This is a genomic window from Alphaproteobacteria bacterium, from assembly GCA_023898745.1.
Taxonomy (GTDB): Bacteria; Pseudomonadota; Alphaproteobacteria.
In genome coordinates, this window is record CP060237.1 from 138679 (window position 1) to 158132 (window position 19454).

Sequence of the window (19454 nt, forward strand, 5' to 3'; positions counted from 1 at the left end):
GCAGCGACGTGGTAATCCATAGCAACCTTGGATGGCCACACCCCGGATAAATCCGGGACTCGCCATGACGGTCCGCGCTAAACCAAGGAACATTTTATAATGATTGATCTTAAGCTCTTAAAACAAAACATCGATGCAACAAAAAAACGTCTTCCAAAATTCAGCAAAGAACTCGATCAAATGCTAGCACTTGATGAACAACTTCGCGCAGAAAAAACCAAACTTGAAGACCTGCTTAGACAAAAAAATGAAATTGCCAATCAAATTCCCGCGGCAACAGACAGGCAACCACTTATCCAAAAAGGCGAGCAAGTGAAAACAAAAATTCAAGAACAAGAAGGTATTGTAGGTATAATTGCGAAGAATTTATTGGATATAGCAATTATGTGCCCTAATATCCCTCAAGATGATGTGCCAATGGGCATAGATGAAAATGATAATGTTGAGGTTAAAAAATGGGGCAAGATCAAAGCCTTAGATTTCAAACCAAAAGAACATTTTGATTTAGTGCCTGAGCTGATGGATTTTGAATCTGCTAGTCTTATTTCAGGCGCAAGATTTGTATTTCTGAAAAAAGAATTAGCGCTATTGCACCGCGCACTTAAAAATTTCATGCTGGATATTCTTACGCAGAAGTTTGGATATACAGAAATGGATGTTCCTTTGCTTGTGTTAGAAAAAAGTATGTTTGGCACAGGGCAATTGCCAAAATTAAAAGATGATTTGTTTCAAACAACCGGTGAACATATGCTAATCCCCACTGCTGAAGTTTCTTTAACAAACTATGTGCGTGAAAAGATCCTGAAAAAAGAAGATCTTCCAATGCGCCTTACAGCCGCAACACCTTGCTTTAGAAAAGAAGCGGGTGCTGCAGGCAAGGACACACGCGGCCTCATTCGTCAGCACCAATTTTACAAAGTTGAAATGGTAAGCATCGTGAATCCTGAAGATTCAAATGCAGAGTTAGAACGCATGCTTGGCTGTGCTGAAACTATCTTGCAACAACTCAATATACCTTATCGTGTCATATTATTGTGCACAGGTGATATGGGCTTTGCATCCAGCAAAACATACGACATTGAAGTATGGCTACCTGGACAAGATCGTTACCGTGAGATCTCTAGTTGCTCGAACTGTCAAGACTTTCAAGCACGCCGCATGAAAACACGCATTAAAGAAGACAAAGGCACTGTTTTAGCACATACTTTGAACGGATCAGGTCTTGCAGTGGGGCGAACGCTTCTTGCTGTTCTAGAAAACTATCAAACAGCTGATGGATCTATTGAGATTCCTGAGGTGTTGTTGCCATATATGAACGGTGTGACAAAAATTGGATGATCAAAAAGCTCAGTTTTATTTATCTATGTTATCTTTGTATTTTTTATCTACAACCCTATCCCAATTTAACGTTAGACATTCCTAAACGAACCTCTTTATGGAATATCGACCGAATACTTTATAAAAATAACCTAACGCCACATAGAGGCACATTTGCAGCATATGCCATTGCAACAGGTCAGCGCCGCAAAATAAAACATGGAGAATATAAGTTTTGCACCCGCTTTATTCCACATATAACGCATAAACTTGTGAATGAAGATGTTGTATTATATAAAATCACATTTCCTGAAGGTTCAACTGTGAGTGAGATAATAGATGCATTAAATAAAGATCTGATTTTAAGCGGAGAAAAACTTCGTCATAGCGAAACCCTAAAGGGGCTGTGGCTATCTCAGAAAACTGAAATGGATGACCACAGCGCTAGCACGCCTCGCCATGACGTGTCTATACCAGAGGGTTCACTATTTCCATCAACTTATGTATACCCAAAAAATACCTCTCGACAAGATATCCTTAAAAAAATGCAGGCCAAAATGAAGCAAAAACTTCAAGACTATCAACATCCTAAACTAACTCAAAAAGAATTTTTAATCCTAGCGTCCTTAGTCGAAAAAGAAACACATTTAGACCATGAACGCCCCCTCGTTGCCTCAATTTTTCTTAAGCGCTTTCTTAAAGGAATGCCATTGCAAGCTGATCCAAGTATCATTTATGGCCTTAACCTCAAAAAACTTACGCGAGGTGATTTTAACAAAAAAACGCCCTATAATACCTATATGTATAAAGGGATGCCGCCCACCCCTATTTGTTGCCCAGGAGAAAAATCCTTACAAGCTGTAAAAGAGGCGGTTGAAACAACACCCTATCTTTACTTTGTTTTAGGAAAAGATGGGCATATTTTTAGCAAAACATTTGAAGAGCACAAGCGCCATGTCAGAAACTATAAAAACAGATAAACAACCACACCTCATCATATCCGCCCCATCGGGCGCAGGAAAAACAACACTTATTCGAGAACTCTTAAAAACAGATCCGAAATTTCAGCTCGCTGTATCTATGACAACGCGCCCTAAACGCTCATTAGAAACGGAAGGAAAAGATTATTATTTTTCTGACATTCCAACATTTCAAGACTATATTGCAAAAGAAAAATTTCTTGAGCACGCAAAAATCTATAGCAACTATTATGGCACACCAAAATCAGAGTTGCTGCGCTTGAAGGATTTTCGCATTATCTTTGATGTAGATATACATGGTATGCGTCAAATCAAGCAAAACTTACCTAGCGCCAAATCTATTTTTATTACCCCACCTTCTCTTGCAACATTAGAACAAAGATTAATCACGCGCGCTCAGGATACAGCTGAAGTGATTAAAGAGCGAGTTGCTCTGGCACAACGAGATATGAGTTATCAGAATGAATATGATTACATTGTTTTAAATGATTGTTTAAAAACAGCGACATGTAATATGCGAGATATTGTAAAACTTTAACTGCTTTTTAAGGGGAGATTGCGCGTAATAATCGTAGAACAACCTAACTGAGAGGCGAATATGCTTCTACTCTTATTCACATCAAACGAACCTACTGCGGAAATGCCTGGAGGAGTTCCTGGAAACCTTCCTCCAGGGACGTATAATGGACCCACAACAGAAGGCACTGACAGCGGAGCAGTCTACACAAAACTCGATATCAAATATCCTATGGGCTCACACTTAAAACCTTATTTTCATGATTCAGAACAGGAAAAAGTTGGACAAGCTTATGAAACTTTTAAAATCAACACGGACACTAGGGACATAAGAGGCGCGATAGGTGATGCGACAGCCTTAGATGAACAACTTCATGCCATAATGGGCAAACCAGACACAGATGCTACAATCACACCAGTATCAGCTAGACACGCTTTGAAAAAAATCAGAGGTATGTCAGTCGTTATGGAAAAAATTACAGCTTACCAAACAAAAACGGATAAGGATGCAAGACAACACAATTCTGACGCACCAGCCTTAAAAATTTTAGAACCTTTGGAAAGAGTGCTTATTATTCTATCGAAAGAGCAAGTCGATCACTTTGCAGCTTCGGCTAGAAATGGCGCGCAAGAAGAGTTCAAAACAAAACTTCGAGAAATATTCGCCAAAAGGCTTGATCAACCAAGCGATCGTGACTTGAACTTCTTAAGGGCTTTGGTTGATCAGACAGCCGCAACATCTATGACATCAGCTCAAACAGATACGTTTAGACAAATCTTACAAACGTTTGCACAACAGCCTAATGTATTTGATAGCGCATCCCCTGCCCTTCAATCTTTGGATGCACAGTATGTTGAATCTTTGGCAGATTCGACCAACCCTGCTGAAAAAGCACTTTACCTTCTATCCCCTGAGAGAAAACCAAAACCTCAAGGTGATTCAGCTGGTAGTAGCTGTTGTGTAGTTGCTTAGCTAGATATTAAAGCTAATCTTCTTACATGACGTTCTTCATTCAAAAATGGAATTCTGAAAAACCCATCAATAATTTCAGCAAACGGATCTTGCGATCTAGCAGCTAAACACAAAACATTTATATTGTTGTGATGGCGTGCAAGCGTCACCTCTTCAACCGAATGACAAACAGCTGCTCTTATATGTTTAAAACGATTTGCAGCCATGCAAATCCCAATACCTGAGCCGCATAACAGGATCCCCCTTGAGCCATCATCGATATGATCTGCTAATTTTTTAGCATAAATCGGATAATCTGAAGATTCGGAACTATCTGCACCTAAATCTATTACCTCTCCATACTTCTCAAGAACAAAAAGAAGTGTTTTTTTGACATTGTAGCCTGCATGATCGTTGGCAATATATATTTTCATAACTTTACCTCCTATTTGAATGCGTCATCACGAGGAGCGAAGCGACGTGGTGATCGATGGATAGCCACGCTACGCTCTCCATAACGGTCAGTCAACTACTGGTGACAACTTCTTGGAAATCTTATGTATAAACCCAATAATTACCATACTCACCAAAAGAATAATGCCATATTTAAATACACCTTGAACCTTTTCCAAATAGTAAAAAATTAATTCACCCAAAAAATACCCAGCTGCACAGCTTATAACGGCCCAGACAATAGCTGAAATAAAATTCAATATCATAAATTTCCTTGGCGGAATATTTGCCGCACCAATCACCAAGGGACTCAAAATCCGAATACCATAGACAAATCTAAATGACATAATAAATGTTGTTGTGTATTTTTCTAATAACTCTGTGATACGTCGAGATCTCTTCTTAAGTGTTGGAAAACGCGTATACACTCTCGGACCAAAGATACGCCCAATAAAATACAATGCTTGATCTGCAATTAAAGTGCCCATAAATGCTGCCACTGCCACTTGATAGATCTGTAACTTACCTTGACTCGCAAAAATAGATGCCGTTAAAACAATAGACTCACCTTCGATCATTGCCGCTAAAAAGACAGCCAAATAACCGTAGTTGGTAAGGAAATTTTGAAAGGCATCTGCAGCAACAAGAATCATTTTATGTGATTTTATTTTTATATTACGTCATAGAAATGATTTGCATCAACAAAAAGCCAAAAAGGATTCCATAAAAAGAATCAAAACGATCCAAAACCCCTCCATGACCTGGAATTAAATTCCCAGAATCTTTAACGCCATAGAGGCGTTTAATTTTTGATACAAAAAGATCACCTAATAAAGCGCATATCATATAAAACACAACCATAATTAGTATATATGATACAGAAAGATCTTTAGCTGCTAAACGCACTGCATTAGCAAAAGACAAACCATATTGGAGATATGTTAAACACCCAATTCCATATATTCCAATAATAGATGTGATTAAACTTCCTAAAAACCCTGTCCAGGTTTTTCCTGGGCTGACAGATGGGCAAATCTTCGGACCGCCTAAAATTTTTCCAAATATATATCCACCTATATCATGCGCCCAAGCGCCAACAATCATGAAAAATATTTGTTCTTTTGGCAGAAAAAATATACTTGCGCAACCTGCAGTTACCCCAATCGCATAAACCACAACAATCGCCTTAATAGGTCGAAATTGAGATAGTTCATAAAAACTGCCGCTCAATAACAACACAGCAAAAATGTTTTTCATCCATGTGTGATATCCAATCCCAATCCCGATCCACATAATAAATACACCACTAATGGCACGTAGCAGTAAATTACTCATCACCACCCTCCGTCATCACGAGGAGCGAAGCGCCGTGGTGATCCACAATAGATGGCCACGCCGCCTTCGCTAAAGCTACGGCGCGCTCGCCACGATACACTGCACTTCTCATAACCCAAACCTTCTCTCCCGTTGCCCAAACTCTTCAACAACCTTATGAAAATCCTCCCGCGTAAAATCTGGCCAATGTTTTTGTATAAAAAAGAATTCAGAATATGCACTTTCAAATAATAAAAAATTACTCACACGCATCTCACCACTTGTCCGAATAACAATTTCTGGATCTGGCAATCCAACAGTCGATAAAAATTGCGGAAACTCCTCAGGCTTTGCGCCTACTTTTATCATCTTCTCTACCGCTTGGATAATATCTGAACGTCCACTGTAACCTAAGCAGAAATTCAAATGTAGCTTTGTTTCTTTAGGTGTTTTATGCGCCAATTGAATTAAATCATCAACATCGCCGCCTAATATTTTCGTATCTCCAATAAAGCGAATTTCACACCCTTGCCTCACCGCTTCTTCACACATAGGGGTCAAAAATTTTTTGAAAATAAACTTTATATTTTTCACCCAATCCGCAGATCTTTTAGCATTTTCCTTAGATAGCACAAAGAAAGTGAGGTGCTGGATATTTAGCTTAATCGCCTCTTCTACCGTTGCTTTTAAGACGTCTATACCTTGTTCATACCCTTGTATAATGGATTTGCCGTTATTACGGGCCCACCTTCTATTACCATCAGGAACAATTGCAACATGCATGAAATTTACGTTTTGTATGGATTGTAAAGTATAGGTATATTCTAGCGAATCCCACTTATAAGTTGCAAATTTAAGCTATCGGGTGCAAAATGAAAAAGATAGTTTCTAGAATCAAACATATGAACACGACGAGATTAAAAAAAGTTTTACCTGCAGGATTTGCTTTCTTTTCTATGCTTTTTGGCTCAGGGAACCTCGTCTACCCTTTGCTAATTGGCCAAAACACTAAAGGGTCTTATTTATTCGGAATGATAGGTTTGACATTATCTTCTATTATCTTTAGTTTTATTGGCTATGTGAGCATAATGTCTACTCAAGGAGACTTGAAGAAATATTTTTCTGAGATGCCGCATACGTTATATTTTTTCATGATGTTAGCAATCTTCCTTATCATCGGTCCATTCTTGGTCATACCGAGATGCACACTAGTTGCCTTTGGAGGATTAAAAGAACTGTTCCCTAATATTGAATTAGCGTATTTTGCTTTATTTTATCTGCTGACTGCTTTTTTTCTTTCGTTTAAAGAAGAAAAGGTTATTGATATCATTGGGAAATATCTCACCCCTCTCAAACTAGGCGGAATTTTATTTGTTATATTTGGGGCATTATACGTATTGCCAGATTTTAACCTTGAGTCTACATCTTGGGCACATGCTCTTTCTGAAGGGATCGTGAATGGATATAAACCTATGGATCTAATAGGTGTATTATTTTTCGCATCAATTATTCATAAATCTTTAGAAACGCAACTCGCAGAAGAAAACAACAAGGACCCTAAGGAACTCAACAGAAGAGGCATGTTAGTGGGTCTTGTAGGACTTTCATGTATTGGGATTATATATTTATTTCTATTATTTTTAGGCGCAAAGTATGCCTTTTATACGGAAGGTTTAGATAAGGAGTTGATTCTGCCACGCATCACAACTATTGCGCTTGGAAAGCTGGCAACAGCGACAATCGCATTTACCTTATTTTTTGCAACGCTTGCGACCTCTGTAACGCTATGCAATGTTTTCACTGATTTTTTTGTGAACACGCTTCTACGAGGTATGATCTCAAGAAAATCTGGACTAATTTTAACTGTTGTAACGTCATTTGTTATGACAATGCTTGGATTTGATTTTATTGATTACCTTGCTGGTAACTTTATTTTGTGGTGGTTGTATCCATTCTTAATGTCGTTTGTGATTTTCAAATCTTTAAAAACATATTATTTGCGAATGAAAAGCACGTAGCGTAATTGCAACGTCATGGCGAGTGAAGCGTGGCTATCCATAATGGATCACCATGTCGCTGCGCTCCTCGTGATGACGCATCTACAGTCTCAACGAAATTTGCGAAAATGAGCAATATCCTGCACACTAAGTCGTACTTCTAAATTGAGATTATTTATGACTCTCGCGCGAATAAAAAAAGTATTTCCCACAGGTTTAGCATTTTTTGCCTTAGTCTTTGGATCTGGCAATCTGGTGTTCCCTTTATTAACAGGGCAAAAAGCTTGCGGCTCTTATCCCTTTGGAATGATAGGCCTTATGCTAACAACTGTTATTATATCTTTTATAAGCTATATAGGTGTCATTTCCTCCAATGGCAGCGTGCGAGAATATTTTAAAGAACTTCCAGATTTTGCCTATTGGTTCATCACACTCGTTATATTTTTTGTGATAGGCCCACTGTACGTCATCCCAAGATGCGCTTTGGTTGCTTTTGGAGGTGCAAAAGAGCTGTTTCCACAACTCCAGATTGCTTACTTCTCGTTTGGATTTTTAGCAACTGCTTTTGTGCTCGCAATAAAAGAAGAAAAAGTTGTTGGAATTCTTGAAAAATTTATAACACCTTTCAAATTGGGTAGCATTCTTTTTATTGTATTGGGCGCCCTATATATGGCGCCTGAAGGTGCGCTACCCATTATAACACCATATTACGCATTTATCGAAGGCATGAAAGATGGATATCAGCCGATGGACATGTTAGGTATTATCTTTTTCTCAAGCTTGTTTTTTACTGCTATAAAGCAACAATTAAAAGCAGAAAAAAATAATGATCCGCAAGAATTTTACAAAAGAAATTTTTGGGTTGGTGTCATTGGTCTATTGTGCATTGGCGCTGTTTATTTATTACTCGTTTTGTTGGGCGCAAAATATTCTTTACATACACAAAACCTACCTGGGGAACAAATTTTCCCTAGAATTACACGAATTGCATTAGGAAATACAGCAGCAATTCTCATTGCTTTAAGTTTCTTTTTTTCAACGCTTGCAACCGCACTTGCGCTTCTTAACGCATTCGCAACTTTTCTTGCAGTAGATATATTAAAAAAACGCATTGATCGTTTTACAGGACTGATCATTGCAACAATTATATCTTATGTGATGTCACTTGTGGGATTTGAAGCAATTGTTCATTTTGCAGGAACGTATATTTTATCATGGCTTTATCCATGTTTGATTATTTTTGTGATATTTAAGTTTATTAAATTAAAAGTTGTTCGATAGTCGCCATCATGAGGAGCGCAGCGACGTGGTGATCTATGGACGGCCACGCTTCGCGCTTGCCATGACGAGCTTAAACTTCTAATCTCCACGGAGAATATTTTTCAATCATCCACAAAAAGGCAATGATAAACGCACCAAAACCAAATTTTAGAATATTCGATGTAAGTTGAATCTTTCCTTCATCCCATGCGCTAAAAACATTCATACAATCTTGACCGTAAAAATAAAACAACCCAGCAGATACAAAACATCCTGCCATTGTGAATAAGGCGTCTTTATACCCAACGCCAATTTGGGCAAACACTGTGCCTGGGCAAGCACCAGATAGACCTATTCCTATACCTAACAATCCACCTCCAACAAGACGTGTCATAAGGTTAAAAGCTTTAATATTAAAAACAAACCAGCCGAAATGATTCATAAGATTCAGTACGATTAAGCTTGTTAATACAGCTGTTAAAAACACTTTCAGCATTGTAAAACGTGTAAACAACATTTGAGATACAATTGAAGATGCATCAAATACCTTAGATTTTTCAAATGCAAAACCGAAGATAATTCCTAGGACAATGCCTGATAAAAACGTTACAAACATTTATTTTCCTTTCCACATACGCATCAATTGAACGGTTAAAATCGCAAATGCAAACATTGCCATTAAAGTCACCCAAGCACTTGCATCCATTTGCGCAACACCTGAAATACCATTTCCACTTGTACAACCTTGCGCCAATCTTGCACCAAAAATTAAAAACATACCGCCAAAAAAACTCAACGCATAGCGTGTTGTTTGAGACGTAATACCAAATTCTTTTTTCCAAATTGGTGAAATTTCTGGATATTTTGCACCAGATAATCGCGCTGACCAGCAAGCACCCACAATGACACCAAATACAAGACCCAACTGCCAAACATAATTCGGACGCACAATTTCAAAACCTTTTCCTTGAAATAAAGCTGCTAGCTGTTCAAAAACGAGGGAGTAAGATGTAGATGTGCCCAATGTTGCATTGAAGAAATATGCAATGGGAATTTGCAACAAACCGATGATGACCCCTGATATATAAGGAGACCAATTTTTCTGTATTAACACGAAATTATTTATTTACCTCTGTAAGTTTAAGGTAAGCAATTTCGTTTTCTTTGTAAATACTCAACCTAACGTCATCACGAGGCACGAAGCGCCGTGGTGATCCATTGTAGCTTTCCACACGCTATAAAGAACGCTCCACAGGCCGTCATCACGAGATCTGCGAAGCAGATCGTGGTGATCCATGGATGGTCACGCTACGCTCGCCATGACGGAAACCCCTGTAAATCCTATCACCTCTATAAAAAACATGCTAATCTAACTTGAGATAAACAATAATCTTGGAATGTTAGATACATTTATTGCCATTGGAAAAGGTGTTTCCAACACACTTTTATACACAGGCATTTCATTCTTTTTTAGCTTCTTTTTAGCGCTTTTTATTGCAACGTATAATAGTCGATTCAACAATATTTTAGCGAAAATTTTCAAAGTATACGTATCTATTTTTAGAGGTACACCAGTTATCGTGCAGTTGTTTTTTATTTACTTTGCAGCCCCACAAATTTTGGATATTGATATCCCTGGATTTATGGCTGTAGTCATCACTCTATCCTTAAACTCTGGCGCATACATGAGCGAAATTATTAGATCTGGCATTGAATCTATTGATAAGGGACAATTTGAAGCTGCAAAAACGTTAGGAATTTCACCATTTTTGATGTGGAAAGATATCATCTTAAAGCAGGTTCTGATCAATTCCATCCCTAATATCTGCAACGAATTTGTGAACTTGCTCAAAGAAACAGCAGTTGTTTCTATGATTGGTGAAAATGATATTTTGAGGCGCGCCCATACGATAGGAGCGCAAACATATTCTTATATAGAACCTTTATTAATTGCGGCATTTTATTATTATATTTTAGTTGCAGGATTAACATTTATTTCCCGCCTGATTGAAAAAAGAGTACGCTATGATTCATATTAAAAACTTATTTAAATCCTTTAAGAGCATTCCTGTATTGGAAGATATCACACTGCAAATCAGCCCAGGTGAAAATGTTAGCCTGTCTGGACCTTCAGGTCATGGAAAAACAACATTATTAAGGTGTATTGCTGGCTTAGAAGATCATGAAGGCGTGATAGAAAAAATTGGTGATATTGGATTCGTTTTTCAACACTTTTATCTTTTTCCCCATATGACAGTTTTGAATAATATCACTTATGCGTTGATTCATGTGAAAAAACTATTGAAAAAAGATGCTGAGAAAAAAGCGTTAGATTTTTTGAAACGATTTGATTTGACGGACAAAGCGCATGTATATCCCGGAAGTTTATCTGGTGGACAAAAACAACGCGTTGCGTTAATTCGCACATTGGTTATGGAACCAGACATATTATTGTTGGATGAACCAACATCAGCTTTGGATAAAGACACAAAAGCTATTGTGATTGATGTGTTGAAGACATATCAGAATGGTGAGCGAATTATTATTTTTATTTCACATGATGCAACGTTTGTGAATGAGGTGTCGACAAGGAAGTTGGTGTTGAAGAAAGGGAAAATATCTTAATTCTTTTTGCTGAATCAATCTTTCAAAGTTTTAGGTAAAGCGGAAAATTGTTGCGCATGATAGCCATTGCTATGTAAGAAAATCTTTGGATAAGTCACATCTTTATCGTCAGTTTTAAACGAAACAACATGCTCTTGTTTCGAAGTTGCTCTCAATTCTACAGTTGATACTTTTACCTTTAAAATAAATGCTACTAATAAGATAAAAGAACGCACTTCCGTCCAGTCTCCTGGATTTTTTATATGATCTGCTACGTATTTTTTTACTTCATCCTCATTATACGGTGGGAATAAATCCTTCCGTCTTTTTCCCATTTGATCTTGGATAGAAAAATACAGCTCTTCTGACGCTTCTTTTATCTCGGGTGAATCTGCCGTATCTATATTTGCGACTATATAATCTCTTATCTTGCCAAAATCTCCCGATGTACCAGATGCACTTCCTATCTTAGTTTGTATAACCAATTCAAGCAATTGTAGATTTTCTTTTATTTTAGGCGAATCCTCCTTTATGTTTGTTTTTATATATTGTTTTAAAACAGTATCTGAGGGTAATGCTTTATGCTCTGCTATGGCAAGATAAATGTCTTGCAAACTTGTTTCTATTGTTGACGAATGCACAGTTATATTTGCTTTCACATAAGCTCTCATTTCATTGGGTGTTGGTAATGGAGTCGCGCTCTGCCCTTGCTGATTTTTTATAGCTTTATAAAGGTTTTCCAGCGCTACTCTTATTATTATTGAATTCTCATCTATATTATCTTTTGCGTAATCTCTTATTTCATCCATTTTATATGGAAGGCCGGAGTAAGAACTTTTATGATATTTTGCCGCAAGATAAAACTGCACCAAAATTGATGTTATTTTTGTCACTTCCCAAATAACTCCATTCTGTTGATAAGCTTTATCAGCAGAAGTTAGTTTTTCTACTTTTTTAGCAAATGCTTCTTTGGCTGTATTTACAGAACTTACAGTGTACCCTCCTTTGATATAGTCCATCACTTCACTATTACTCAACTCAAGTGTTTTTAGCAATTCTGGCGCATGCCTCAATAAACTATGCCAAACGCACGTTCCATCCCAAGGAACATCTAAAACGAAATACCCTTCCTTCACACTCTCTAGCTTTGCGCCATTTTTTATTTGCATAAAAGCCAAAAACCGTCGATCATCTTCCTGTATCGTATCGCTCTTTAAGCTCTCTGCAACTCTTGCTAGCACAGCATCATAACGCTCTTGTGTTATGAAAGGCAAAATTACATCTGCAAAGTCAGTCTGATTTTCAAAAACAAAACCTAGATTATGGATAAGATCACGCTCAGCATCAGAATCAACATCTCCAGATCCATCTGATTTCTTGATAACATCTTTTTTCATTTTCATAAAAATTGCTTTTTGTAATTTTTTATCAAACTTGATTTTTTCCTCATCAGACGAGATATTTTTATAAAAATCTTCACCTTTTCTTTTATTCTTTATTCCTTCTAATGTCCTTAACGAATAAGTATGCAAATCTTTCTCAATCTCGTCCTTTGATTGAGAAAGAACATCTTTCATCTTCGCCTCAATAGTCTTAGTTAGCACATCATCAAAATCTGCTTTCTTTGAGTTAAAACTAGAAGCATTATAAAATTTTAACTGACCTTTCCTATCTTGCAACTCATCCAACTCATCTTTCGAAAATTCACTAAGAAGTTCTTTTGGTTCTTTGTCCGAGTTAATTGCAAACTTTAATCGCACATTAAACCAAGCTCGATCAGAAGTAGATAAACTAGTATAAAATTTTGCGCTACTTTTGAGTTTCTCAATCTCTGCCAATACTTCTTTCGAAAAATCTGTAAGCTCCAAATTTGAATCAGATTCTAATTGAAAGCAAATTGCCTCAGCCTTTGCTTTTTCAGTAACAATTATTTTTCCATTTTCCAACTCCTGAGATTGCACTAAACCTTTCGCTATATCAACAGGCACCCGTTCAGAAATAACCCCTTTATCCATGAGATCTTCATAGTACGCACCCTCCGGCTCTATCGCAAAATCTGCATACAAATATAAAAACATCACATCATCCCCTCAAAGCAATACCTCACCCCGATCAAAATCTGATTTGTGAAAAAAGACAGTTTTGGTTTAATTTTTGTCTTATCTATCATGCTATTCTGAAATATACTCTTTTCTTTATCAAACTGATACACAGCATCTTCCACAGTCTGGGTCATGCAAAACAACATACGATACTTGAGCTCAAATGAATAATTTTTATATCGTTTGCGAAGACCTGCGCATACAAATGGATGTGTAAAAACTGCTGTGGGTGCATCTGACTTACACAAATATCCAGGCGCATCTGAAACACTTTTATCGTTATGCGTCACACCAAGGCTATATTTCACAGACTGCATCCATGCAAATTGTGCACCTCCACCAAAATATCCTATTACACTCTTTCCAATATCCATTCCAACATTGAATTCTGCACCGCCAAACTTATAATTTTTTATATATTCTTCATTCCAATGCGAGAAACCACCAAACCCATATAAACCTAAATGATATGCATCCATAACTGTTTCATAACCTATAACAACTTCGGTATTTCCTTTTTTAAACACTTCCTTCCCATTTAAAGTCAGTTTATATGTCCCAAAAGTTCCTGTGGTTTCAGTGACAGTTCTCGCAATATATGACCCACCAGAAAAAATCCCAACAGTAATAGCGGCGGTTAAAAACAAAAAAATCACCCTTTCCTTATATAAGCTTGACCAGCTTTCATCTCAATAATAGCACTTCCGTATTTTTGGGCATAATCTAAATTATGCGTCACCATAAGACAAGTTACATCACGTGTTTTTTCATACGTTACTGACATAATTTTTTGAGATGTCTCAGGATCTAATGCGCTTGTATGTTCATCAAGCAACAATAGATCTGGTTTGTGAAACAATCTCAGCGCTAATGCCAAGGCTTGCTTTTCTCCGCCTGATAAAAATCTCACAACTTTATCAAGAACAATATTTGAATTAAATGCACACAAATGTTTTTTGATCTCCTCCTTATTAAATGCATTAAAAAGGTTAAAATTTTCATAAACCGTGAGATCTAAAAATACATTATCCTCAATATTTTGATGCACAATCTCTATATGTTGTGGCTTCTCAATAGCGCCACTTGTTGGTTGCAAGATACCCAAAAGTAACTTAAGAATTGTGCTTTTTCCTGCGCCATTAGGTCCAATCAAAGCAACAAACTCGCCTTTTTTAATCTCAAAAGAAACATCTTTGATAATATGCTGAAAACAAACATTTTTAAATTTAATGAAATCCATAACGACCTCCTAAAATTAACGCCAAAAATAAACCAATGAGACATTTCATAATCAGCATGCTAACACCAAGATGCAAAAGCAAATGCGTTAAACCAAAATAAATGGCCAGTCCTACAAAACAGAAAATGAGCTGTCTTTTAATTTCTTGCCCTAAAATAAATGTACCAATACCTATAAGGGCAATACCTTGACCCATGTAAATATCAGCATATCCATTTACAGATGCCGTCAAGATGCCACTTAATGCAGCTAACATATTGCTTAATCCTAGAACGATCATCTTGTAGAAATCTAAATTATACCTTTCACTAAATAATCTAGAATTATTGCCTAAGCCTTTAAATCGCAACCCGAACACCGAGCGATCTAAATAGGTTAAAACAATCATCAACACAATCCCTAAACCTAATAAATGAGTCGTTTCTGCAAAACAGTGCTGAAAATCCAAAAGATTAATATTAGGCTGATTCAATACGAAAATGTTAAAGCTTTGAAACATAAATAAAGTGATAATTCCTGCCATCAAACTATTCATTCTGTTTTTGATTTGAATGGCGCTTGTTAACATGCCAGGAATCACACCAGCCAATGTCCCAATACAAAAAGCCAAAACAGGGCTTTGTGTAAAAATAAGACTTTGCGCATATACAGCTGCACCAAAAACAAAACTCCCTTCGATGGTTAAATCTGTTAGCTTGGCGCATCCATAACTCATATAAATACCTAATACTAAAGGCAACAAAACCAGACTTTGCTGCAGACTATGTAATAAAATATCCATTAGTAATACACCTTTTCATAACTCGTCTTAAGAGTCATACCCTTTGTCTTATCTTTATTGACAAAAACCTTCAGTGTCTTCATATGGGACACATCTGCAAGCTGCTCACCCTTCAGAAGCTTATTGGAAAGCTGAGCAGCTGCGATACCGATATCTCCTTCATGCACCCCAATAGCGCATAACGCGCCCTTTTGAACAGAAATATGATCGCTCGCAAATACAGGCAACCCAATCTTCAGCAGTGTTGTTAATCCGGACACAACAATATGATCTTTTAAAATCAATACACCTTCTGCCTTGATACTTTTTGAGACTGTGTAAATATCTTGCGCTGTATATACGGGCATCAACTGAACATTTATATTTAATTTTTTACATACCTCCTGCGCATGCTTTATTTCGGGTAATATTTTTTCATTATGAGAATACACCAACGCCAAAGTTTTAATGTTGGAAAAATTCTCCTTAATCAAATTTAAAATGGGTTCAGCTGTGACCTCGTCTTGCAACACCTTTGCTCCTTTAACCTGATAAGATGCAATACCTAAAATATTTTTTCCTCGCGCAATAGATGTAGTCATCTGTGTAGCTGCAGTACCAATAGGCGCAAAAAGATCTATCTTTTGCGTATTAAAATACTGAATAATACTTCTTTGAAGATTTGAATCACCCATAGCGTTTTTCACAATCACCTTGTGTTTTCTATCTAGTGTTTTTTCAAACTCCTTAACAATTTCCTTTAATGCATCATGCTCCATAGGAACAATGACCCCAATTGTTTCAGCAACGATATAAAATAACATAACTTTCTCCTCATTTTGTAAATAAATAAATGGTTTTAAAATAATTTATATATAGACTTAGGCGCTAAAACGCCACCAGGAGAAAAGTTGAAATATAGAAATAAAGCGTTGTTGCTGCATGCTAAACACCTCTATTTCTTTAATGTAATTCATTTTAACATATGCACTATAGGCCGAGCAAACTCAAAAGCTTCCTAAATGCTTCCTCTATAAACTCGCCCACATTCTCGCTCTTGGAAAAATCTGACAATACATAGTTTGAAACATCTTCCTTATACAAAGGACGATCTACTCCTAAACGCATTCTGTGATAATCTTTTCCAATATAAGCATCGATGCTTTTTAAGCCATTATGTCCGGCATGGCCACCGCCTTTTTTCGTGCGAATTTCTCCAAATGGAAGCTCTATTTCATCATGAATCACCCAAATGTTTTCATTATCGATGTTATAAAATCGTTTAATTGCCGCCACAGACTGGCCTGATAAGTTCATATATGTAGTGGGCTTACATAAAACATAGACCGTATCGCCAAGCTTGTATTGCGCAACTTGTCCTAAAAATTTCTTGGAGTCAGAAAATTCAACATTATAATGAGATGCAATGCGATCAAGAACTTTGAAACCAATATTATGTCGATTGTTTTGATATTTAGATCCGGGATTTCCAAGTCCACAGATAAGAATAATCAGCATAGACTAAGCTTTTGCTGCTGCAGCTGCCTCTTCCCCTGCTTCTGATTTATCTTCTTCAGCTGCCGCAACAACTGTTGCTAAAACATTGTCACGCTCTGGATGTACAGGTGTCACATCTTTTCCTAACTTTAAGGAATCAAGTGTTACAGACTCGCCCGTATCCAAATTTGACAAGTCGCACACCAACTCTGTTGGAATATCATAAGGTGAGCAACGAACCTCTAGGTTTTGCTTAACGATGTTCAAGACACCGCCCTTCTTAATTGCTGGAGATCTTCTTGAATTCACATAATCAATCGAAACAAACGTACGAATTTTTTGCTGCTTATTCACGCGCATAAAATCTACGTGGATAGGTTGATCGTATAAAGGCTCTCTTTGGATGTCTTTCGTCAAAACATCTACATTTTTACTTCCTAATTTCAACGTAACAACGCGGCTAAAAAAACCCCTTTTAGAAGACTCTTTTACAAGATCAGCGCTTGAAATTGTTACCATATCAGGATCTTGATTGTCTCCATAAATCGTTGCTGGCACTTTGCCCTCTAAACGCAAAGTACGCAAATTGCTCTTTTTGTCTCGCTTTTCAACAACTAAACTTGACATTGTTTTTTTCCTTCAGAATATATCTTTAGTGTAATTTCTTGGCGGAGAGAGAGGGATTCGAACCCTCGATACGGGTTAAATCCCGTATAACGGTTTAGCAAACCGCCGCCTTCAGCCACTCGGCCACCTCTCCTTTATTGTCTATTTTAGGGGTTTTCGTTTAAAAAAGTCAATGAGTTGAAAGCACACTCTCTTGTCTGTTGTAAAATTTTCACTATGAATGTGTTAACTAAATGTTAACGCAAAATTAGGTTCTTATTATCCATATATGCAACAACACAGCAACAGACAATTCAACAGTACGCCACAACAATTGCGCAACCAAGAACCAACCCCTCTCCTTCTTTTGCGCAAGAATTAGGTGACGCAAAAATAGAAGGTCAAGATGATACTACGTTTACAGTTTGCACTTCATTGTTAGCAACCCAGCACTCAACAGACACTGAAAATTCCAGCGCTTTCGCAGAAATTGATACACTATTGCAAAAAGGACATAGGTGCAGTTTTGAATTTATAGTTGGACTGCCTAAAGCCACTCCTTATGTGAGTGTTACAGAGCTATTACGAGATAACTGGGAAATTATGCAAGATCTTAAAAGCAGAAAATGGTCAGATGCTGTTTTAAAAATCTCACAGGCTCCAATTTCAAAAAACAAAGAAGATCGCAGAAAAATACTACATTTTGTGCGCATGTGCCACTTGCATGGAAGCAGTGCACAAAACTTACAGACAGCAAAAATTTTAGAATCAGCAGCAACTCATGAAAAACGAAAAGTCAGAATTATGGAACAAATGCAAGTTCTTTGCAGATCTGAAAGAGTTTTTATGCATGATAAATTGCCACTCAGTGTAAAAATTGAAGGTTCTTTTGGGTTCAATGTGTTATCCAAGTTTATTGCTTTGATGGCTCTTGCTGCTACAGACTGGAAAAAAGAGCTATCCGCCTTATCTGCGGTATTTTATTTTATGTCTTTGGTATATGAGGAGTATCTTATGTTTGGCTTGATTGGAAAAAAAGCTCACCCAAAACTATCAGATACGAGAAGCAATGAAAACTTAGAAAGAACTGCAGATTTTTTAAGCACACTCGCACAAACTCAACCAGAAAATGAATCAGAGTTTGATCTAGCTATATTTTATAAAGCGCTAAATTATAAAATTCATACATCTGATGACGCAGTTGATCATTCTTTAGAAAAATGGTATATAATGTTTAAAACTCAACAGGTTTAAAGGATTTTATGATGCTTGGCTTTATGTTTTTTATTTTCTCAAATTCCGCCCCTTTTTTGCTAGTGGAAAATTCTCATAGAACTCCTGAAACTGCTAAATTTTCTCTTGAATGCACCCCTTCACAGGAACTTATTTCTGAAAAATTAGAACCATTTTCAGTAGTAGAACCTTTTGTGAAAATCTATCTCTTACGCTGCAAAGCAAAACTAAAAGACTCTGTTGATCTTTCTGCTCGTTTTCCATGTGGAGAGATTGCGCTGCACATTCTAGTCTATAGAAACAACAGAGGCTGCCTTGAGAGTAATAAGGTGTTAATAGATGTCTTAAGCAAAATAGGCTCGCCTATCTCTGGAAGTAACGCGCTAGAATCTTTGACACAATGGCAAGCGAAACTTACCTCGCCTCATTCACACAAAGGATCGTCTTTGACAAAGTCTATGGATCAACTTACTGCGGAAGAATTCTCAGCTCATATTCAAGCAAAATATGCATACCCAACAGATCAGTTATCAAAACAAGAAGAGAGTAGCTGGCTTGGTTTTCTTGGATGTTTATGCCCGTCTTTTTGGCAAAGTACCGACCACACTAAAACGCAGTAGCAA

General features: G+C 37.2%; 23 protein-coding genes and 1 tRNA gene. 10 read left to right on the top strand and 14 right to left on the bottom strand.

Going from position 1 to position 19454, the window contains the following annotated elements; all coding sequences use genetic code 11:
- Positions 1 to 99: 99 nt before the first annotated feature.
- Genes serS through H6850_00800 form a run of 4 tightly spaced genes read left to right on the top strand, consistent with a single transcriptional unit; the run spans position 100 to position 3786 of the window.
- Entirely contained in the window at positions 100 to 1338 is a 1239-nt protein-coding gene (gene serS / locus H6850_00785; protein USO02519.1) for a serine--tRNA ligase, read from the top strand.
- A complete protein-coding gene (gene mltG / locus H6850_00790) occupies positions 1335 to 2297 on the top strand; it encodes an endolytic transglycosylase MltG (GenBank protein ID USO02520.1) in 963 nt (320 codons plus the stop codon). The genes serS and mltG overlap by 4 nt, the downstream gene beginning before the upstream one ends.
- Positions 2272 to 2835 carry a guanylate kinase gene (gene gmk / locus H6850_00795; GenBank protein USO02521.1) on the top strand — a complete coding sequence of 188 codons (564 nt, stop codon included), beginning with the start codon at positions 2272 to 2274 and terminating at the stop codon, positions 2833 to 2835. Before mltG ends, gmk begins: the two co-directional genes overlap by 26 nt.
- Positions 2836 to 2895: 60 nt before the next feature.
- Positions 2896 to 3786, top strand: coding sequence for a hypothetical protein (locus H6850_00800; GenBank protein USO02522.1), 891 nt, complete (start codon positions 2896 to 2898; stop codon positions 3784 to 3786).
- On the opposite strand, the gene H6850_00805 is transcribed toward H6850_00800, so the two are convergent.
- From H6850_00805 to uppS, 4 genes are all read right to left on the bottom strand, one after another.
- Positions 3783 to 4199, bottom strand: coding sequence for an RpiB/LacA/LacB family sugar-phosphate isomerase (locus H6850_00805; GenBank protein ID USO02523.1), 417 nt, complete (start codon positions 4197 to 4199; stop codon positions 3783 to 3785). The genes H6850_00800 and H6850_00805 overlap by 4 nt on opposite strands.
- Positions 4200 to 4286: 87 nt before the next feature.
- Positions 4287 to 4871: a DedA family protein gene (locus H6850_00810; GenBank protein USO02524.1), complete on the bottom strand. Its 585-nt coding sequence runs from the start codon at positions 4869 to 4871 to the stop codon at positions 4287 to 4289.
- Positions 4872 to 4893: 22 nt separating this feature from the next.
- Positions 4894 to 5553 (bottom strand): phosphatidate cytidylyltransferase, encoded by a 660-nt coding sequence (locus H6850_00815; protein ID USO02525.1) that lies wholly within the window; start codon positions 5551 to 5553, stop codon positions 4894 to 4896.
- Positions 5554 to 5661: 108 nt separating this feature from the next.
- A complete protein-coding gene (gene uppS / locus H6850_00820) occupies positions 5662 to 6315 on the bottom strand; it encodes a di-trans,poly-cis-decaprenylcistransferase (protein USO02526.1) in 654 nt (217 codons plus the stop codon).
- A gap of 119 nt (positions 6316 to 6434) precedes the next feature.
- Between uppS and H6850_00825 the strand changes: the two genes are divergently transcribed.
- Together H6850_00825 and H6850_00830 are read left to right on the top strand one after the other, a co-directional pair.
- Positions 6435 to 7550: a branched-chain amino acid transport system II carrier protein gene (locus H6850_00825; protein ID USO02527.1), complete on the top strand. Its 1116-nt coding sequence runs from the start codon at positions 6435 to 6437 to the stop codon at positions 7548 to 7550.
- 156 nt (positions 7551 to 7706) lie between these two features.
- A complete protein-coding gene (locus H6850_00830; GenBank protein USO02528.1) occupies positions 7707 to 8810 on the top strand; it encodes a branched-chain amino acid transport system II carrier protein in 1104 nt (367 codons plus the stop codon).
- Between the two features lie 70 nt (positions 8811 to 8880).
- Here the strand turns inward: H6850_00830 and H6850_00835 are convergent, their stop codons facing one another.
- Both H6850_00835 and H6850_00840 read right to left on the bottom strand, forming a co-directional pair.
- Positions 8881 to 9405: a YeeE/YedE family protein gene (locus H6850_00835; GenBank protein ID USO02529.1), complete on the bottom strand. Its 525-nt coding sequence runs from the start codon at positions 9403 to 9405 to the stop codon at positions 8881 to 8883.
- Complete coding sequence (locus H6850_00840; protein USO02530.1) at positions 9406 to 9903, bottom strand: YeeE/YedE family protein; 498 nt, start codon at positions 9901 to 9903, stop codon at positions 9406 to 9408. It abuts the gene before it with no gap.
- 283 nt (positions 9904 to 10186) lie between these two features.
- Between H6850_00840 and H6850_00845 the strand changes: the two genes are divergently transcribed.
- Together H6850_00845 and H6850_00850 are read left to right on the top strand one after the other, a co-directional pair.
- Positions 10187 to 10828: an amino acid ABC transporter permease gene (locus H6850_00845; protein USO02531.1), complete on the top strand. Its 642-nt coding sequence runs from the start codon at positions 10187 to 10189 to the stop codon at positions 10826 to 10828.
- The gene (locus H6850_00850; protein ID USO02532.1) at positions 10815 to 11414 is read left to right on the top strand and encodes an amino acid ABC transporter ATP-binding protein; all 600 of its coding nucleotides are present in this window, start codon (positions 10815 to 10817) and stop codon (positions 11412 to 11414) included. Before H6850_00845 ends, H6850_00850 begins: the two co-directional genes overlap by 14 nt.
- Positions 11415 to 11428: 14 nt before the next feature.
- Here H6850_00850 and H6850_00855 read toward each other — a convergent pair whose 3' ends face one another.
- The 8 genes from H6850_00855 to H6850_00890 all read right to left on the bottom strand — a co-directional run bounded on the left by H6850_00855 (position 11429) and on the right by H6850_00890 (position 17752).
- A complete protein-coding gene (locus tag H6850_00855; protein USO02533.1) occupies positions 11429 to 13471 on the bottom strand; it encodes a hypothetical protein in 2043 nt (680 codons plus the stop codon).
- On the bottom strand, positions 13471 to 14151 hold the full coding sequence (locus tag H6850_00860; GenBank protein USO02534.1) for a hypothetical protein: 681 nt from the start codon (positions 14149 to 14151) through the stop codon (positions 13471 to 13473). Before H6850_00860 ends, H6850_00855 begins: the two co-directional genes overlap by 1 nt.
- The gene (locus tag H6850_00865) at positions 14148 to 14735 is read right to left on the bottom strand and encodes an ATP-binding cassette domain-containing protein (GenBank protein USO02535.1); all 588 of its coding nucleotides are present in this window, start codon (positions 14733 to 14735) and stop codon (positions 14148 to 14150) included. The genes H6850_00860 and H6850_00865 overlap by 4 nt, the downstream gene beginning before the upstream one ends.
- Positions 14722 to 15516, bottom strand: a complete 795-nt coding sequence (locus tag H6850_00870; protein USO02536.1) for a hypothetical protein — start codon at positions 15514 to 15516, stop codon at positions 14722 to 14724. The genes H6850_00865 and H6850_00870 overlap by 14 nt, the downstream gene beginning before the upstream one ends.
- Positions 15516 to 16319 carry a hypothetical protein gene (locus H6850_00875; GenBank protein ID USO02537.1) on the bottom strand — a complete coding sequence of 268 codons (804 nt, stop codon included), beginning with the start codon at positions 16317 to 16319 and terminating at the stop codon, positions 15516 to 15518. The genes H6850_00870 and H6850_00875 overlap by 1 nt, the downstream gene beginning before the upstream one ends.
- Positions 16320 to 16485: 166 nt before the next feature.
- The gene (locus H6850_00880; GenBank protein USO02809.1) at positions 16486 to 17007 is read right to left on the bottom strand and encodes an aminoacyl-tRNA hydrolase; all 522 of its coding nucleotides are present in this window, start codon (positions 17005 to 17007) and stop codon (positions 16486 to 16488) included.
- A gap of 9 nt (positions 17008 to 17016) precedes the next feature.
- Positions 17017 to 17619 carry a 50S ribosomal protein L25/general stress protein Ctc gene (locus H6850_00885; GenBank protein USO02538.1) on the bottom strand — a complete coding sequence of 201 codons (603 nt, stop codon included), beginning with the start codon at positions 17617 to 17619 and terminating at the stop codon, positions 17017 to 17019.
- A gap of 39 nt (positions 17620 to 17658) precedes the next feature.
- A tRNA-Ser gene (locus tag H6850_00890) sits at positions 17659 to 17752 on the bottom strand.
- 281 nt (positions 17753 to 18033) lie between these two features.
- Between H6850_00890 and H6850_00895 the strand changes: the two genes are divergently transcribed.
- On the top strand, positions 18034 to 18852 hold the full coding sequence (locus tag H6850_00895) for a hypothetical protein (GenBank protein ID USO02539.1): 819 nt from the start codon (positions 18034 to 18036) through the stop codon (positions 18850 to 18852).
- Between the two features lie 23 nt (positions 18853 to 18875).
- A complete protein-coding gene (locus tag H6850_00900; protein ID USO02540.1) occupies positions 18876 to 19451 on the top strand; it encodes a hypothetical protein in 576 nt (191 codons plus the stop codon).
- Positions 19452 to 19454 lie beyond the last annotated feature (3 nt).